The sequence below is a fragment of the Thioclava marina genome (assembly GCF_002020135.1).
Classification (GTDB): Bacteria; Pseudomonadota; Alphaproteobacteria; order Rhodobacterales; family Rhodobacteraceae; genus Thioclava; species Thioclava marina.
Genome location: NZ_MPZS01000001.1, coordinates 1,558,694 through 1,573,451, shown reverse-complemented (window position 1 = coordinate 1,573,451; position 14,758 = coordinate 1,558,694). Strand labels below are relative to the sequence as shown.

15 protein-coding genes are annotated in these 14,758 nt (G+C 64.8%); 11 read left to right on the top strand and 4 right to left on the bottom strand.

Annotated features, from left to right (window positions below; all coding sequences use genetic code 11):
• Positions 1 to 127 precede the first annotated feature (127 nt).
• From BMG00_RS07560 to BMG00_RS07530, 7 genes are all read left to right on the top strand, one after another.
• On the top strand, positions 128 to 1,312 hold the full coding sequence (locus BMG00_RS07560) for a branched-chain amino acid ABC transporter substrate-binding protein (RefSeq protein ID WP_078526063.1): 1,185 nt from the start codon (positions 128 to 130) through the stop codon (positions 1,310 to 1,312).
• 73 nt (positions 1,313 to 1,385) lie between these two features.
• A complete protein-coding gene (locus tag BMG00_RS07555) occupies positions 1,386 to 2,306 on the top strand; it encodes a branched-chain amino acid ABC transporter permease (RefSeq protein WP_078526061.1) in 921 nt (306 codons plus the stop codon).
• Between the two features lie 5 nt (positions 2,307 to 2,311).
• On the top strand, positions 2,312 to 3,490 hold the full coding sequence (locus tag BMG00_RS07550; protein WP_078573805.1) for a branched-chain amino acid ABC transporter permease: 1,179 nt from the start codon (positions 2,312 to 2,314) through the stop codon (positions 3,488 to 3,490).
• Entirely contained in the window at positions 3,487 to 4,263 is a 777-nt protein-coding gene (locus BMG00_RS07545) for an ABC transporter ATP-binding protein (protein ID WP_078526057.1), read from the top strand. Before BMG00_RS07550 ends, BMG00_RS07545 begins: the two co-directional genes overlap by 4 nt.
• Positions 4,263 to 4,970, top strand: a complete 708-nt coding sequence (locus tag BMG00_RS07540) for an ABC transporter ATP-binding protein (RefSeq protein ID WP_078573804.1) — start codon at positions 4,263 to 4,265, stop codon at positions 4,968 to 4,970. The genes BMG00_RS07545 and BMG00_RS07540 overlap by 1 nt, the downstream gene beginning before the upstream one ends.
• A gap of 4 nt (positions 4,971 to 4,974) precedes the next feature.
• The gene (locus BMG00_RS07535; protein WP_078573803.1) at positions 4,975 to 6,072 is read left to right on the top strand and encodes a M20 family metallopeptidase; all 1,098 of its coding nucleotides are present in this window, start codon (positions 4,975 to 4,977) and stop codon (positions 6,070 to 6,072) included.
• A gap of 4 nt (positions 6,073 to 6,076) precedes the next feature.
• Positions 6,077 to 7,372: an amidase gene (locus BMG00_RS07530; protein ID WP_158521694.1), complete on the top strand. Its 1,296-nt coding sequence runs from the start codon at positions 6,077 to 6,079 to the stop codon at positions 7,370 to 7,372.
• Between the two features lie 66 nt (positions 7,373 to 7,438).
• On the opposite strand, the gene BMG00_RS07525 is transcribed toward BMG00_RS07530, so the two are convergent.
• The 3 genes from BMG00_RS07525 to BMG00_RS07515 all read right to left on the bottom strand — a co-directional run bounded on the left by BMG00_RS07525 (position 7,439) and on the right by BMG00_RS07515 (position 8,739).
• On the bottom strand, positions 7,439 to 8,062 hold the full coding sequence (locus BMG00_RS07525; protein ID WP_078573801.1) for a DUF1523 family protein: 624 nt from the start codon (positions 8,060 to 8,062) through the stop codon (positions 7,439 to 7,441).
• Between the two features lie 7 nt (positions 8,063 to 8,069).
• Entirely contained in the window at positions 8,070 to 8,348 is a 279-nt protein-coding gene (locus tag BMG00_RS07520) for a hypothetical protein (RefSeq protein WP_078526047.1), read from the bottom strand.
• A gap of 82 nt (positions 8,349 to 8,430) precedes the next feature.
• The gene (locus tag BMG00_RS07515; protein ID WP_078526045.1) at positions 8,431 to 8,739 is read right to left on the bottom strand and encodes a hypothetical protein; all 309 of its coding nucleotides are present in this window, start codon (positions 8,737 to 8,739) and stop codon (positions 8,431 to 8,433) included.
• A 116-nt stretch (positions 8,740 to 8,855) separates the two neighbouring features.
• Here BMG00_RS07515 and BMG00_RS07510 point away from each other — a divergent pair, with 116 nt between their 5' ends.
• Entirely contained in the window at positions 8,856 to 10,136 is a 1,281-nt protein-coding gene (locus tag BMG00_RS07510) for an acetylornithine deacetylase/succinyl-diaminopimelate desuccinylase family protein (RefSeq protein WP_078526043.1), read from the top strand.
• Between the two features lie 132 nt (positions 10,137 to 10,268).
• Here BMG00_RS07510 and BMG00_RS07505 read toward each other — a convergent pair whose 3' ends face one another.
• On the bottom strand, positions 10,269 to 11,714 hold the full coding sequence (locus tag BMG00_RS07505; RefSeq protein ID WP_078573799.1) for an aldehyde dehydrogenase family protein: 1,446 nt from the start codon (positions 11,712 to 11,714) through the stop codon (positions 10,269 to 10,271).
• 209 nt (positions 11,715 to 11,923) lie between these two features.
• On the opposite strand from BMG00_RS07505, the gene BMG00_RS07500 reads away from it, so the two are divergent.
• The 3 genes from BMG00_RS07500 (at position 11,924) to panC (ending at position 14,703) form a co-directional block, all read left to right on the top strand.
• Positions 11,924 to 12,859 carry a L,D-transpeptidase gene (locus BMG00_RS07500; RefSeq protein ID WP_337957669.1) on the top strand — a complete coding sequence of 312 codons (936 nt, stop codon included), beginning with the start codon at positions 11,924 to 11,926 and terminating at the stop codon, positions 12,857 to 12,859.
• A gap of 183 nt (positions 12,860 to 13,042) precedes the next feature.
• Entirely contained in the window at positions 13,043 to 13,867 is an 825-nt protein-coding gene (panB, locus tag BMG00_RS07495; protein ID WP_078573798.1) for a 3-methyl-2-oxobutanoate hydroxymethyltransferase, read from the top strand.
• Complete coding sequence (gene panC / locus BMG00_RS07490; protein WP_078526035.1) at positions 13,864 to 14,703, top strand: pantoate--beta-alanine ligase; 840 nt, start codon at positions 13,864 to 13,866, stop codon at positions 14,701 to 14,703. The genes panB and panC overlap by 4 nt, the downstream gene beginning before the upstream one ends.
• The last annotated feature ends 55 nt before the right edge of the window (positions 14,704 to 14,758 follow it).

Genomic DNA, 14,758 nt, shown 5'->3' with positions numbered 1-14,758 from the left:
AGCGTCGTGTTTGTAATGTATGTCAAAAATATCAAAAATATCGAGAAAAAGTTGAACCCTATTCAAAAGCGCGACGCAAACTTTCCTCACATCTCAATCTTCGTCAGGCAACCTTGAGGAAAGTGGAATGAAATTCAATACTGGAAACGGGCTTCGCCGGATCGTCTTCACGCTCGGCGCCACGGCAGGGCTGCTCGTCGCGACAGGTGCGCAGGCCAAGGATACGGTCGAGCTGGGCTTCATCGGACCGCTGACGGGCGGCGTCTCCTCGATGGGGCTGGGCGGGCGCAATTCGGCTGAACTTGCGGTGAAGCTGCGCAATGCCGACCCGGACTCGAAATATCATTACGAGCTCGTCGCGCTCGATGACGAATGCAAACCGAATGTCGGCGTGCAGGTCGCAACCAAGATGGCGACCGATCGCAAGGTCATCGGCACGATCGCGCATTACTGCTCGGCCGTGGCGATGGGCACGGTCGATGTCTATCACCGCTTCGGCCTGCCGATGACGGTCTGGGGCGCGGTGCTGCCCGATATCACCTATGGCAACGACTACCCCGAGATCACCCGCGTCAACGGCACGATGATCAACCAGAACGAAAAGGCCGCCCAGTTCATGACCGGGCTTGGCTACAAGACCTTCGCGATCATCCATGACACGACCGATTACGGCAAAGGTCACAACAAGTACCTATCGCAATTCCTCGCTCAGGACGGGGCCGAGGTGGTCGGCACCTTCGGCGTGACCTCCGATCAGCAGGACTTCACTGCCGAGCTGACCCAGGTGAAGGCACTCAACCCCGATGTCGTGGTCTATGCGGGCCTCACCCCGGGTGGTGTGCGCGTGCGTCAGCAGATGGAGAAGCTGGGCATCGAGGCCGTCTTCGAGGGTGTCTCGGGGATCAAGTCCGATGCCTTCTTCGAGGGTCTGGGCGGCGATCTCGCCGAAGGCACCGTGACCTTCCTCGAAGGCGCGCCGGCCGAGAAACTGCCGGGTGGCGCCTATTTCCTCAAGGAATACAACGCCGCCGGTTACGACAGCCCGCCCGAAGCCTACGGTCCCTTCGCCTTCGCCGCGATGGATCTGCTGATCGACGCGGTCGAGGCCTCGGGCCCGGATCGCAAGGCGGTCGTCGACTACATGTCGAAGGTCAAGGAGCACGACTCGATCACCGGCCCGATCACCTTCGACGATCACGGCCAGAACACTGTCGCGCTGATCACCGCCTATGTGGCGCAGGGCGGCAAGTGGGTCGTGTGGGAGGACAGCGATTACGCCAAGGGCACGCTGTCGCTCGTCGCGCCGAAATAAGGCGGAACATCTGAACACGGGCGGGCCGGTCGCGGCCCGCCTCTCCAATTTCTCGGGAAACGAAGAGGCACGAATGGATCTCGGTCTGATCGCTCAATACCTCGCCAACGGCATCCTGCTCGGAACAATGTATGCGCTCGTTGCGGTGGGGTTCACGCTGTTCTTCGGCGTGCTCGATGTCATCAAGTTCAGCCACGGCGATGTGCTCATGCTGGGCACCTTCATCGGCTTTACCGCCTGGCTCGGCCTGGAGGCGATCGGGATCGTCAATCCATGGATCCAGCTCGCGGGTGTGCTGTTGTGCAGCCTCGCAGGCACGGCCCTGATCGGGGCGGCGATCGCGAACTGGCTGATCCTCCCGCTCAAGAAGGCGCCGCAGCTCAATACGCTGCTGATCACGCTGATGCTGGGCACGGCGATCCGCGAGGCGGTGCGGCTGTTCTACCCGAACGGTTCGAACCCCAAGGCCTTTCCGGCGCTGCTGCCCGACGCCTCGGTCGAGATCGGCAGCTTTGCGCTGCGCGCCGACAGTGTGATCCTGGTGGTGTCTGGGCTGGGGCTGATCGGGCTTCTGAATCTCGTGATCAACCGCACGCGTCTGGGCCTCGCGATCCGCGCCGTGGCGCAGGACGAAGAGACGGCGCGCACGATGGGGATCAACTACACGCTCGTCGTGCTGGCGACCTTCGCGATCGGCTCGGGCGTGGCGGCCTTCGCGGGCATCATGAACGGGCTCTACTACAACGAGATCAATTTCGGCATGGGACTGATCCTCGGCCTGATCGGCTTCTCGGCGGCGATCATCGGGGGGCTGGGCAATCTCTATGGCGCGATCCTGGGCGGCTTCCTCTTCGCGGGGCTTCAGGTCATCGGCGCGGCCCTTCTGCCCTTTGCCTCGGCCTACAAGGACGTGTTCGCCTTCGCCGTGGTGATTGCCCTGATGGCATGGAAGCCGACCGGGCTGATCCCTGAACGTTCCAGCGACCGGGTGTAAGACAGATGACCGATATTTCCCTCCCGCAATCGCAGCTCTCGCGCCCCTGGATCTCCGCCGCTGCGGTAATCGTGGCCGCGGGGCTCTACTCCTGGGCACTGCTGATGGCCGAGGAAACCTGGCAGGTTCTCTCGCTGCTCGTGCTTGCAGTCGTGGCGACCGGCGTCGCGATCAAAACCGGCTTCGTGCGGCGCGTCGAGCGTGATTGGGCGGCCTCGGAGACGCGGCTCAATCGGCTCGCCTTTGCGGTGCTGATCGGGTTGATCCTGGTCCTGTCGGGCTCGCATTTCGCGCTGCTGATGATCTCGACGGTGTTGCTCTATTTCGTGGCGTCGCTGGGGCTGAACATCCAGTTCGGCTTCACCGGCCTCGTGAATTTCGCGGGCGCGGCTTTCTTCGGCGCAGGCGCTTATACGGCCGCGGTACTGGGCAATGTGGCGGAGATCCCGCCGCTCTTGATCCTGCTTGCGGGCGGGATCGTCGCGATGGCGATCAGCCTGCCGCTGCTGATCCCGATCGTGCGCACGACGGGCCATTACGCCGCTGTCGTCACCATCGCCTTCGGCGTGCTGTTCCGCACCTTTCTCGAGGTCAACGAGATCCTCGGCGGTCCGCAGGGGCTGATGGTCAATTCGATGAAGCTCTTCGGGTGGGATTTCTTCAACGCGCCGAGCCTCGGCAACCTCGAGATTTCCTTCTACGTCAACTACGCGCTGCTTGCGGCGGGGCTGGCGGCGCTGGTCTTCGTCCTGTTCCGACGCTTGGAGCGCAGCTGGATCGGGTTGCACATGGATGCGGTGCGGCTCGATGAGACGGCCGCTGCCTGTTTCGGGATCTCGGTCAAGCGCACGAAGATCCTCGCCTTCCTGCTTGGCAACGTGATCCTCGGGGTGAGCGGGGCGCTTTACGGGATGATGATCTCCTTCATCGCGCCGGCCTCCTTCACCTTTTCCGACAGCCTGCTGCTGGTGTCGATCGTGCTCCTGGGCGGCCTCGGCAGTCCCTGGGGCGGCGCGATTGCAGCCGCGATCGTGGTGCTCTTGCCCGAGAAGCTGCAACTCCTTCAGGAATACCGGTTCCTGCTCTTCTCGATCCTCGTGATGCTGGTGCTGCTGTTCCGCCCCGAGGGCATCCTGCCGCGCCATCTTCGCAACTTCTTCCCGAACCGGAGGACCGACGCATGACCGGACCGTTGCTTGAATTCCGCAATGTCGTGAAGCGTTTCGGCGGGGTCACCGCACTGGACGATTTTTCGATGACGCTCGACCAGAGCGAGATCCTCGGCCTGATCGGCCCGAACGGTTCGGGCAAGACCACCAGTTTCAACGTGCTCACCGGCATCTACGGACCGACCGGGGGGCAGGTCTTCTTCGAGGGGCAGGAAATCACCGGTGCCGATCCGCGCGCGGTCTATGAGGCGGGGATCGTGCGGACCTTCCAGCGCTCGCGCCTGTGCCTGCCGCTCTCGATTTACGACAATATCATGATCGGCGACACCTCGCGGCTCGTGCGTGGGCTGTGGTCGAACCTGATTTCACGGCGCGGGCTGCAAGAGCAGCTCGACATGACCCGCCGCCAGGCGCGTGATCTCGTGGCGACCTTCTCGGGGCATCTGGCCGATCGGATGGATCAGCCCGTGGGCACCTTGCCGATGATCGAGCGCCGCCGGATCGAGATCTGCCGCGCGTTGATCTCGGGCCCGCGCCTTTTGCTGCTCGACGAGCCCTCGGCGGGGATGACCCATGACGAAACCCACCAGCTGATGGACGATATCCTCGACGTGCGCGCGCGCGGCGAAGGGCTCTCGATCATCATCGTCGAGCACGAGATGGGCGTGATCGAACGTATCACCGACCGCTGCATCGTGCTGAGCTATGGCCGCAAGATCGCCGAGGGCACCTATGCCGAGGTGGCCGCCGACAGCGAAGTGCAAAATGCCTATCTGGGAGCCGACTGATGGCAGGGATCGAAATCCGCAACCTCCGCGCTGCCTATGACAAGGCCGATGTACTCCACGATGTCTCGCTCGACGTCGCGCCGGGCAAGATCACCTGCTTGCTGGGCTCGAACGGCGCGGGGAAATCGACCCTGATCCGCGCGATCCTCGGGCTGACGCCGCCCAATGCGGGCACGATCAAGCTCGAGGGCGAGGACATCACGGGTCTGCCGACCCACAAGGTGATCGCGCGCGGCATCGCCGCGATCCCCGAAGGCCGTCGCATGTTCCCCAAGATGAGCGTGACCGAGAACCTGCGTCTCGGGGCCTATCAGGTCCGTGACGAGGCGCTGATCCGGCAGCGGCTCGACAAGGTCTTCACGCTGTTCCCGCGGCTTGCCGAGCGACGCGACCAGCTCGCGGGCACGATGTCGGGCGGTGAACAGGCGATGGTCTCGATCGGGCGCGGGCTGATGGGCGGGCCGAAGATCCTGCTGATCGACGAGCCCTCGCTCGGCCTCTCGCCGCTCTACGTGAAAGAAAACTTCCGCATCATCCAGGGCATCCGGGACGAGGGTATCACCGTGTTCCTCGTCGAACAGAACGTGCGCCAGACGCTCGCGATTTCCGATTACGGTTATGTGCTCTCGGGCGGCAAGCTGGTCGCGCAGGGGGCGGCCGCCGATCTCGCCTCTGATGAGGCCGTGCACGAAGCCTATTTCGGGTGACGGGATGGATGTCACTGACCTCACCCGCCGCCTGATCGGTTTCGACACCATCAACCCGCCCGGACAGGAGGCCGAGGCGATGGCCTTCTGCGCCGATCTGCTGCGCGGTGGCGGGTTCGATGTCGAGGTCATTGCGCAAGGCCCGGACCGCAGCAACCTGATCGCTACGAAGGGGACCGGTGCTGGTCAGGCGCTTGGCTTCACCGGGCATCTCGACACGGTGCCGCTGGGTGGTTCCGCGTGGCGCTACCCGCCGCATGACGGTCTGATCGAAGACGGCAAGCTCTACGGGCGGGGCAGCACCGACATGAAAGGCGGCGTCGCGGCCTTTCTCTGCGCTGCGCTCGATGCGCCGGTGCCGCCGGGTGGGATCGCGATCCTGCTCACTGCGGGCGAGGAAACCGGCAGTGACGGCGCCCGCGCGATGGTCGCGGCCGGCCCGCTGCCGCCGATCGGCGCGCTGATTGTGGCCGAACCCACCGCGAACCGTGCAGTGCCCGGGCATAAGGGCGCACTCTGGCTGCGGCTCGTTTTCCACGGGGTGACCGCGCATGGCTCGGCCCCCGAGGCGGGGGTGAATGCGATCGAACTCGCGATGGCCGCGCTTGCGCAGATCAAGATGGTCGATCTCGGCTCTGCGCATCCGGTGATGGGCGCGCCGAGCCTGAATATCGGCACGATCTCCGGCGGGCTGAACACCAATTCCGTTCCCGATCGCTGCGAGGTTACGCTCGATCTGCGCTCGGTTCCGGGCGTGGTGCATGACGAACTCGTGGCGAAAATAGAAGCGTGCCTGCCCGCCGGGGCAGAGCTGTCGCGGATCATCGACCTGCCCGCCGTCTGGACCGATCCGAACGTTCCGTGGTTGGCGGCGATCACCGCACTCACCGCCCTCGAGGCGGGCCAGCCCTCCGATCCGATGGCGATGAGCTATTTCACCGACGCGTCGATCTTCACGCCCGCTCTGGAAGGGGTGCCGACCGTCATTCTTGGTCCTGGAGAGCCGGGGCTTGCACATAAAACCGACGAATATGTCGCCCTGTCACGTCTCGAAGAAGCGGTTAGGATCTACCGCGCGGCGCTGGGCCAGTGGGAGGGATGAGCCGATGAAGGATCTTGCGGAGAATCTGCCCGGAGCGGTCGCGACGGTGCGCGCCATCTCGGAGGGGCGGCTGAGCGCGGAACGCGCTCTGCGTGCGCGGCTTGAACGGTGCGCCGCTGCGGAAGACGAGATCGGGGCGTGGGTGCATCTGGACAGCGAAGGCGCACTGGCCCGTGCCCGCACGCTTGATGCGGGACCGATGCGCGGGCGGCTGCACGGGGTGACGCTCGGGATCAAGGATATCTTCGCGGTGCGCGATATGCCCTGGCGCTGCGGTTCGCCGATCTGGGCCGACCGGATCGCGCAATTCGACGCGGGGTCGGTGGCGCTTGCACGGGCGGCCGGGGCGGTAATCCTTGGCAAGACCGAGACGACGGAATTCGCGGGCTATCAGCCCTGCCGCACCCGCAACCCGGCGGTGCCGGGGGCGACGCCGGGCGGCTCTTCCTCGGGTTCGGCCGCTGCGGTCGCCGCCGGAATGGTGCCGCTCGCGCTGGGTACGCAGACCTCCGGCTCGATCATCCGTCCCGCTTCCTTCTGCGGGGTGGTCGGCTACAAACCCTCTTTCGATCTGGTCGAGACCTGGGGCGTGGCCGTCTTCGCCCGCTCTTTCGACACGGTCGGAGCTTTCGCACGCTCGGTGCCTGATGCGGCGCTCGCGATCGAGGCGCTCTCGGGGCTCGCCCTGCAACCGGGGCAGACAGGGGTCACACCGCGCCTTGCAGTTTTCCGGGGGCCGACATGGGAGATGGGAACGCCCGACCTCCATTCCGCCTGGACGGATTTCGAGGCCAGCCTGCCCGCCGCCCAGAGCGCGCCATTCGGTGCCGCGTTGAGCGCCACGATGCGCGATATTCCCGCGCTACATGCCCGGATCATGGCCGTCGAAGCCTCCGAGGCGCTGGCGCATGAATATGAGATCGGCGCTGACCGTCTTTCCGAAAAACTGCGCGCGCAGATCGAGGAGGGCGCGGCGCAAACGTCCGAGCAGCGTCTGACCGACCGGGCCGCGATGCTGGCCTTCCGTCAGCGCATGATGGCAGAGACCTCTCCCGGAGACATCTGGCTGACCCCGGCCGCCGCCGGCGCAGCCCCGGCTTTCGAGAGCGGCACGGGCGATCCCGCCTTCAACCGGATCTGGTCGCTTCTGGGCTTTCCCGCCTGCACGGTCCCGGTGCTCGAAGACAGCGCGGGCCGCCCGATCGGGGTGCAGGTCGTGGGCCGACTGGGCGAGGACGCACTGGTGCTCGAGGTGGCCGACCGTCTCATGCGCGAGCGGTTCGCGCACGGCGAGGTCTGATCCTCGTCCCTCCAGCTGCTTGCAATATACCGGGGAGGATGCGCGCGGGGGCAGTGCCCCTCGCGCTCATTTCCTTCCGAAGAGCCGGTCGAAGAACCCTTTCGCACCCTCTTCGGCATCGTCCCAGGCCTCGCCCGCATCGTCGATCAGCGGGTCAATCGAGCGCTCGCGGAATTGCCGCCACATGGCGCGGATCGTGAGCAAGATCAGAACGAGCAGGGTGAGGATGATGATATTCGCCCAAGGGATGATCCGCGTATCGGGGCTGGGCACGACTTTCAGCCCAACCGCGTTGGGGAAGATGCTCAGCCAGCGCGAACGCCAGCCATAGCGCGTCACCGACACCCAGATCGGGTCCGCCTGGGTCGAGATCTGCGATTCGGCCTGGGCCTGAAGATCGGAGCTGTCGAGCTTGAAATAGGGCGGCCAGCCCCAGCCGGTATCCTCGTTGCGAAACACCAGCGTCTTGCCGTTCGGGCGTACCGTGTTGATGAAGCGCACGTCGCGGCTCGTGGCATTCGCGGTGCCCACATCCGGCGTGGCCCAGAAGATCGAGTTCTCGCCGAAATCGACGCGGCGCACCTCGGTGCCCACGATGCGCACGATGTCGTGGCGCGGCAGGTTGTAATGCAGGAACGTCGCCACGATGGCGAACAGCACCGCCCAGAAGCCCCATTTCACGTAACGCATCGCACCCTCACCTGTAATTCATGAAATAGACAATTACCGCGATCAGCCCGATCGGCAGCACATACACAAGCCAGATCAGCTTGCGCAGCAGACTCTTTTCGTAATCCCGCATGCCTTCTTCGACAAAAGCGTCGCGGGGCTGTGCCGTCTCACCATAGGCATGGGTGACGTCCCATTCCTTCTCGAGCGATTCTCGACGCAGCGAGCGGGCATAGATCCGCACCAGCCAGAACAGGATCGTCAGCGCGATCAGGCCGAAAATCGCCAGGCGGATAAGTGCCAGCATCCTGCGCTCCTTGCCAGAACGGGTGAAGCCTAAGCGTGCGCGGCGGCGAAGGCCAGCCTCTGCCCTCGCTCCGACCCCGGTCTCAGCCCTTGCGCGCGGCCATGGCCATGCGGATCAGCTTGATCGCGATGGCAGCGACGGCGACGGGGATCAGCGCCATCACATAGGTCGCGGCGAACATCTGGCGCGGGGCGTAGCCGTTCGTGCAGCTGCCAGCATCCGAGAAGAAATTGAACACGAAGCCCGCGCCGCAGGCGGTGCCGGTCATGTAGAAGGCCGGCAGCAGCATTCCGACCGGTACCAGCGCGAGCAGTTTCGCCCAGTCATATTTCGACAGCCAGCCGCCCACGGCGATGCAGATCACCAGCGCAAAGCCCAGAAACAGGTTCATCATCGTCCTCCTGCCCGACGCCCTCGCCGGGTTTGCCCTGCAATAGCGCGCCGGGTCGTTCTTGGCCATGCGTTTTCCGCTTGGAGCGCGGGCCGGGGCGGGTCTAGCGTGGCGGCATGGACCTTGCTGCGCGCCTCAAGCTCGAGATCTACAGCCGTCGCGACGATCTGGTCGCGCTGACCCAGGATCTCATCCGCATCCCGACGCTCAACCCGCCGGGGCGGCATTATCTCGAGATCTGCGAATATCTCGCGGACCGGCTCGGCGCGCGAGGCTTTGCGACGGAGCTGATCCGCGCGCAGGATGCGCCCGGCGACAGCGAACGGTATCCGCGCTGGAACCTCATCGCGCGGATCGAGGGAGCGCGCGTCGGTGAGTGCGTGCATTTCAACTCGCATCACGACGTGGTCGAGGTCGGCCACGGCTGGACCCGCGATCCGTTCGGCGCAGAGATCGAGGGTGATCGGATCTACGGGCGCGGGGCTTGCGACATGAAGGGCGGGCTTGCCGCCTCGGTGATCGCGGCGGAGGCGTTCCTGGCGGTGTGCCCGGATTTCGCGGGTACGATCGAGATCTCGGCCACGGCTGACGAGGAAACGGGAGGCTATGGAGGGGTGGCCTATCTCGCGACGCAAGGCCGGTTCGATCCCGCACGCGTTCAGCACGTCATCATCCCCGAGCCCCTCCACAAGGATCAGATCTGCCTCGGTCATCGCGGCGTCTGGTGGGCGGAAATCGAGACGATGGGTCGGATCGCGCATGGCTCGATGCCATTCCTCGGCGACAGCGCGATCCGCCATATGGGGGCGGTTCTGGCCGAGATGGAGGAGACGCTCTATCCGCTCCTGCTGGGCAAGCGCACCGAGATGCCGGTGATCCCCGAGGGCGCGCGGGCCTCGACGCTGAACATCAACTCGATCCATGGCGGCGAAGCCGAGCAGGAGGCGGACTATACCGGCCTGCCCGCGCCCTGCGTGGCCGATCGCTGCCGCATCGTGATCGACCGGCGCTTCCTCATCGAGGAGGATCTCGCCGAGGTGAAGGCAGAGATCACCGCGCTGATGGAGCGGGTAAAGGTGCGCCGGCCTACGTTTCGCTACGAGATCCGCGATCTCTTCGAGGTGCAGCCCTCGATGACGGAGCACGATGCGCCCGTGGTGCGCTCGACCGCCGCCGCGATCGAAGCGGTGCTGGGGCGCGAGGCGGCCTATGTCGTCAGTCCGGGCACTTATGACCAGAAACATATCGACCGGATCGGGCGGCTGAAGAACTGCATCGCCTATGGTCCGGGATTGCTGGAACTGGCCCATCAGCCCGACGAATGGGTGGGCATCACCGACATGGCCGACAGTGCCAAGGTGATGGCGCTGGTGCTGGCGGAGTTGCTGACACCCTGAGCGAGACCTTTACTTGCGAAGGGGGGCTCTGCCCCGTCGCTGGAGGGCGACAGATAATGGAAGAGAAGGGGGCTCTGCCCCCGTCCGCTGGCGCGGACTCCCCCGAGATATTTTCGTCAAGAAGAAGCGGGATCAGCCGTGCCAGGCAGCGACGGTCTTCAGGCTGGAAAAGCCGTAGAGCGCTTCGAACCCCTTCTCGCGGCCATGGCCGGATTTTCCGGTCCCGCCGAAGGGAAGTTCGACCCCGCCGCCTGCGCCGTAATTGTTGAGAAACACCTGTCCTGCGCGCAACCGTTTGGCGAGGCGCATCAGGCGGGGGCCGTTTTCGGACCAGACCGAAGCCACGAGCCCATAATCGGTCCCGTTGGCGATGGCGACGGCGTCTTCCTCATCCTCGAAGGGAATGACGATCTGCGCCGGGCCGAAGATCTCCTCTTGTGCAAGCCTGTGCCCACCATGGCCGCCACCAATCAGGGTGGGCGCGACGTAATGGCCGGTCGCGGGTGCGTCCCCGGCGATCGTGCCTTGCGCGGCGATGGTCAGATCCGAGGCGAGACTCAGATAGGCCTCGACGATGTGTTTCTGGTGGCGTGAGATCAGCGGGCCGAGATTGTGATCGGCAAGCGCCGGGCCCACGACCAGCTCGCGATAGCATGCAGCCATCTTCTCGAGCACTTCATCGTAGCGCGTGCGCTCGACCAGGATCCGCGAGGCCGCCGAGCAGGTCTGCCCCGCATTCTGGATGCCCGCATTGATCAGGAATGGCAGCGCGCGGTCGAGATCGGCATCGGCGAAGACGAGCTGGGGGGATTTGCCGCCCAGTTCGAGCGTGACGGGCACGACATTTGCCGCAGCGGCGGCCTGAATGAGCTGTCCCACCGCGACCGAGCCGGTGAAGGAGATGTGGTTGATGCCCGGATGCGAAGACAGCGCGGCCCCCGCTTCCTCGCCCAGCCCGGGGACGATGTTCAGCGCGCCTGCGGGCATTCCGGCCTCTTCGGCGATCCGGGCGAAGGCAAGGGCTGTCAGCGAGGCTTCCTCGGCCGGCTTGACGACAGCGGCATTGCCCATCGCGAGGGCTGCGCCGACGGACCGGCCGATGATTTGCATCGGGTAATTCCAGGGCACGATATGGGCCGTCACGCCATGGGGTTCGCGCAGGGTATAGGCGGTGTAACCGTTCAGGTAGGGGATCGTCTCGCCCATCACCTTGTCGGCGGCGCCGCCGTAGAATTCCAGGTAGCGGGCGAGTGCGGTCACATCGGCGCGTGCCTGGCTCAGAGGTTTTCCGACATCCATTGCCTCGATCACCGCTAGATCATCGATGCGCGAGAGCACGAGGGCCGACATCTTCATCAGGAGACGGCCACGCTCGACGGCGGTAAACCGGCCCCAGTCGCCATCGAGCGCGTCTTGCGCCGCGGCCACGGCCTCGTCGATGTCAAAGGGGGTGCCGCGTGCGACCCTCGCCATTTCTGATCCATCCGAGGGATTCTCGACGGCCAAGGTCTCGGAGCCGCGGCGCCAGCGGCCCCCGATCAGCATTTCTTCGGGGTCGAACCATAGCGGCAGGGTCATCCGGGGCGCCTCCTCTCGTCTCGCGAATGGTGTCAAGGTCCGTCGCTGATCGGGCGAGGTCAAGGGGGCGGCTTTCCGCCGACGGGGAGAGAAGGGGACTCGATCACATTCATGTTAGTGTGAGAGGAGGGAACTTTCACCTATCTAGCGGATTGGTGATCGGGAACCGGGCGCGGGCGCGCCCTCCGAAGAGAGACAGGGAATTGCAAGTGACCACGTGTTCGATGACGCTCAATCGTGTGACCCGGCCTGCATTGCTGGTGGGTCTTCTCGGCATTCTGGCGGCCTGCGCGAGCGAGCCGCACCAATATGCCCAGCCGACCCAGTCGAGCAAAACGGTCCCCGCGGAGTATCAGGCCCGCAACGATGACGGGAAGGAAATCCCGGCGGTGAACCCAAAATATCTCGTCGAGCGCAACCGTCGTCAGATCGTGCCCTACCATGGCCCCGAGCCGGTCGGCACGATCGTCGTCGATCCCTATGCGCGCTTCCTCTATTACATCACCGCCCCCGGACAGGCCGAGCGTTACGGCGTTGCCGTGGGCCGTGACGGCAAGGGCTTCGCGGGCGATGCCACGATCCAGCGCAAGCAGGAATATCCCAGCTGGACGCCCACGCAGAACATGATCAATGAAGATCCCGATCTTTACGGGCCGCTCAAGGATGGTCTGCCCGGTGGTCTCGATAACCCGCTCGGGGCTCGGGCGCTTTATCTCTACAAGGACGGCAAGGATACCTATTACCGCATCCACGGCACGATGGACCCCTCCTCGATCGGGCGGGCGACCTCGGCGGGCTGTATCCGTCTGTTCAACCAAGACATCATCGACCTCTTCAACAAGATTCCGAAAGGGACCGAGGTGAAGGTGCGCAACCGCGAGGAAAGCCTCGACATGGAAGGGCCGGTGGTCCAGCTCCATTCGGGCTATGTCGTCTCGGCCTATAATCAGGTCGCGATCGCGGAAGACCAGAAGGCCTGGGAGGCCGGGCTGATCGCCGATCAGAACAAGGTCGAGCAGGAGCAGCACGAAGCCTCGGTGGCGCTGGCAGAGCAGGTGGGCGCGTCGGGTGAAACCGCACAATCGGCCGATTGCGGTTATCCTGGCACCGCGCCTTGTCCCGTCGGGACACTGGCAAGCAACTGAGCCAAAATTCATGCACCACGAAAACGGCGCGGCGCCTGATGGGCCGCGCCTTTTTTCGTTTTTGAAAGAGGGGAAAAGCCCCTCCGATCTCCCCCGTGTTGCGGCGTTGCGGCATTCCTATCTTCCCTTGTGCGGCTTGGAACGTTAGGAGTCGCGACCAAGCAGATCAGGGAGGATTGCCCCATGAGCGCCACTGGAACCTCGCGTCAGAAGATGCCCGCCGACATTCTTGCCATGAAGGGCGGCGCGCCGATCGTGTGCCTCACCGCCTATACGACGCCGATCGCGAAGCTGGTCGATCCGCATTGCGATCTGGTGCTGGTGGGCGACTCTGTCGGCATGGTGTTGCACGGGCTGCCCTCGACCCTGGGCGTCACGATGGAGATGATGGTGATGCACGGTCGGGCCGTCGCGCGGGGGCTGTCGAACGCGCTGATGGTGATCGACATGCCCTTCGGCTCTTACGAGGAAAGCCCCGCGCAGGCGTTTCGCAACGCCGCCCGGCTGATGGCCGAGACCGGCGCGGGGGCGGTGAAGCTTGAAGGCGGGGTGCACATGGCCGAGACGATCGCGTTTCTCGTGGCGCGCGGCATCCCGGTGATGGCGCATATCGGGCTGACGCCGCAATCGGTGAACACGCTGGGGGGTTACAAGGTGCAGGGCCGTGGCGAGGGCCGTGCCCGGTTGATCGCGGATGCGAAGGCCGTCGCCGAAGCGGGGGCGTTCTCGGTCGTGCTCGAGAAAGTGCCGCAGGGGCTGGCCGATGAGATTACCGCCGAGGTCGCGATCCCGACCGTGGGGATCGGTGCCGGTGCGGGTTGCGACGGTCAGGTGCTCGTGGTCGATGACATGCTGGGCCTGTTCACCGATTTCAAACCGAAATTCGTCAAGCGTTTCGGGCAGCTCGGGGTGGCGGCCGATGCGGCCGTGGCCGATTACGCGGCGGAGGTGCGCGAGCGCTCCTTCCCGGCGGCCGAGCACAGCTTTGCCGATGAGGTCAAGAAATGACGCAAGTAATCCGTACCGCCGCCGAGCTGCGCGACAAGGTGGCCGCCTGGAAACGCTCGGGCATGCTGGTGGGCGTGGTACCGACGATGGGGGCGCTGCATGATGGCCATCTGAGCCTCGCACGTGCAGCCCGCGAGCAGTCGGACCGGGTGATCGTGACAGTCTTCGTCAACCCGATGCAGTTCAACAATGCCTCTGACCTCGACAAATACCCGCGCGACGAGGCCCGCGATCTGGCGTTGCTTGAGGCCGAGGGCGTCGATGTGCTCTTCGCGCCCGGCGTGGACGAGGTCTATCCCGATGGCTTTGCCACGACCGTTTCGATCACGGGCATCACCGAGCCGCTCGAGGGCGCGTTCCGGCCCGGCCATTTCGACGGGGTTGCCACGGTCTGCTCGAAGCTCTTCGGGATGACGCAGGCGGGGCGTGCCTTTTTCGGTGAGAAGGACTGGCAGCAATTGCAGGTCGTCCAGCGCCTCGTGCGCGATCTCAACATTCCGACCCGCATCATCGGCTGCCCGACGATCCGCGAGGAAGACGGGCTCGCCATGTCCTCGCGCAACGTGCGTCTGACCGAGGCCGAGCGTGAGGTCGCCCCGCGTCTGCATGAGATCATGCAGCTTGCGGCCTCCGAGATCCGGGACGGCGCCTCGGCGGAGATCGCGCTGACCAATGCCGAAGCCGCGCTGCTTGAGGCTGGGTTCCGCGAGATCGAATATCTCGAACTTCGCACCGTCGACGGGCTGCGTCCTGCGGAAGATCTGGCGGAGCCGGTGCGGATGCTTGCCGCGCTCTGGCTGGGCGACGTGCGTCTGATCGACAATATCGCCGTCTGAGCGGGGCGACCGAGCCCCTTGCGTGCGTCCTCCCTTCTGCCACAGTGCGCCGGAG

Excerpts from the sequence above, each read along its gene's own strand:
- BMG00_RS07560 (WP_078526063.1), top strand. The coding sequence starts at position 128 with ATGAAATTCAATACTGGAAACGGGCTTCGCCGGATCGTCTTCACGCTC.
- BMG00_RS07555 (WP_078526061.1), top strand. The coding sequence starts at position 1,386 with ATGGATCTCGGTCTGATCGCTCAATACCTCGCCAACGGCATCCTGCTC.
- BMG00_RS07550 (WP_078573805.1), top strand. The coding sequence starts at position 2,312 with ATGACCGATATTTCCCTCCCGCAATCGCAGCTCTCGCGCCCCTGGATC.
- BMG00_RS07545 (WP_078526057.1), top strand. The coding sequence starts at position 3,487 with ATGACCGGACCGTTGCTTGAATTCCGCAATGTCGTGAAGCGTTTCGGC.
- BMG00_RS07540 (WP_078573804.1), top strand. The coding sequence starts at position 4,263 with ATGGCAGGGATCGAAATCCGCAACCTCCGCGCTGCCTATGACAAGGCC.
- BMG00_RS07535 (WP_078573803.1), top strand. The coding sequence starts at position 4,975 with ATGGATGTCACTGACCTCACCCGCCGCCTGATCGGTTTCGACACCATC.
- BMG00_RS07530 (WP_158521694.1), top strand. The coding sequence starts at position 6,077 with ATGAAGGATCTTGCGGAGAATCTGCCCGGAGCGGTCGCGACGGTGCGC.
- BMG00_RS07525 (WP_078573801.1), bottom strand. The coding sequence starts at position 8,062 with ATGCGTTACGTGAAATGGGGCTTCTGGGCGGTGCTGTTCGCCATCGTG.
- BMG00_RS07520 (WP_078526047.1), bottom strand. The coding sequence starts at position 8,348 with ATGCTGGCACTTATCCGCCTGGCGATTTTCGGCCTGATCGCGCTGACG.
- BMG00_RS07515 (WP_078526045.1), bottom strand. The coding sequence starts at position 8,739 with ATGAACCTGTTTCTGGGCTTTGCGCTGGTGATCTGCATCGCCGTGGGC.
- BMG00_RS07510 (WP_078526043.1), top strand. The coding sequence starts at position 8,856 with ATGGACCTTGCTGCGCGCCTCAAGCTCGAGATCTACAGCCGTCGCGAC.
- BMG00_RS07505 (WP_078573799.1), bottom strand. The coding sequence starts at position 11,714 with ATGACCCTGCCGCTATGGTTCGACCCCGAAGAAATGCTGATCGGGGGC.
- panB (WP_078573798.1), top strand. The coding sequence starts at position 13,043 with ATGAGCGCCACTGGAACCTCGCGTCAGAAGATGCCCGCCGACATTCTT.
- panC (WP_078526035.1), top strand. The coding sequence starts at position 13,864 with ATGACGCAAGTAATCCGTACCGCCGCCGAGCTGCGCGACAAGGTGGCC.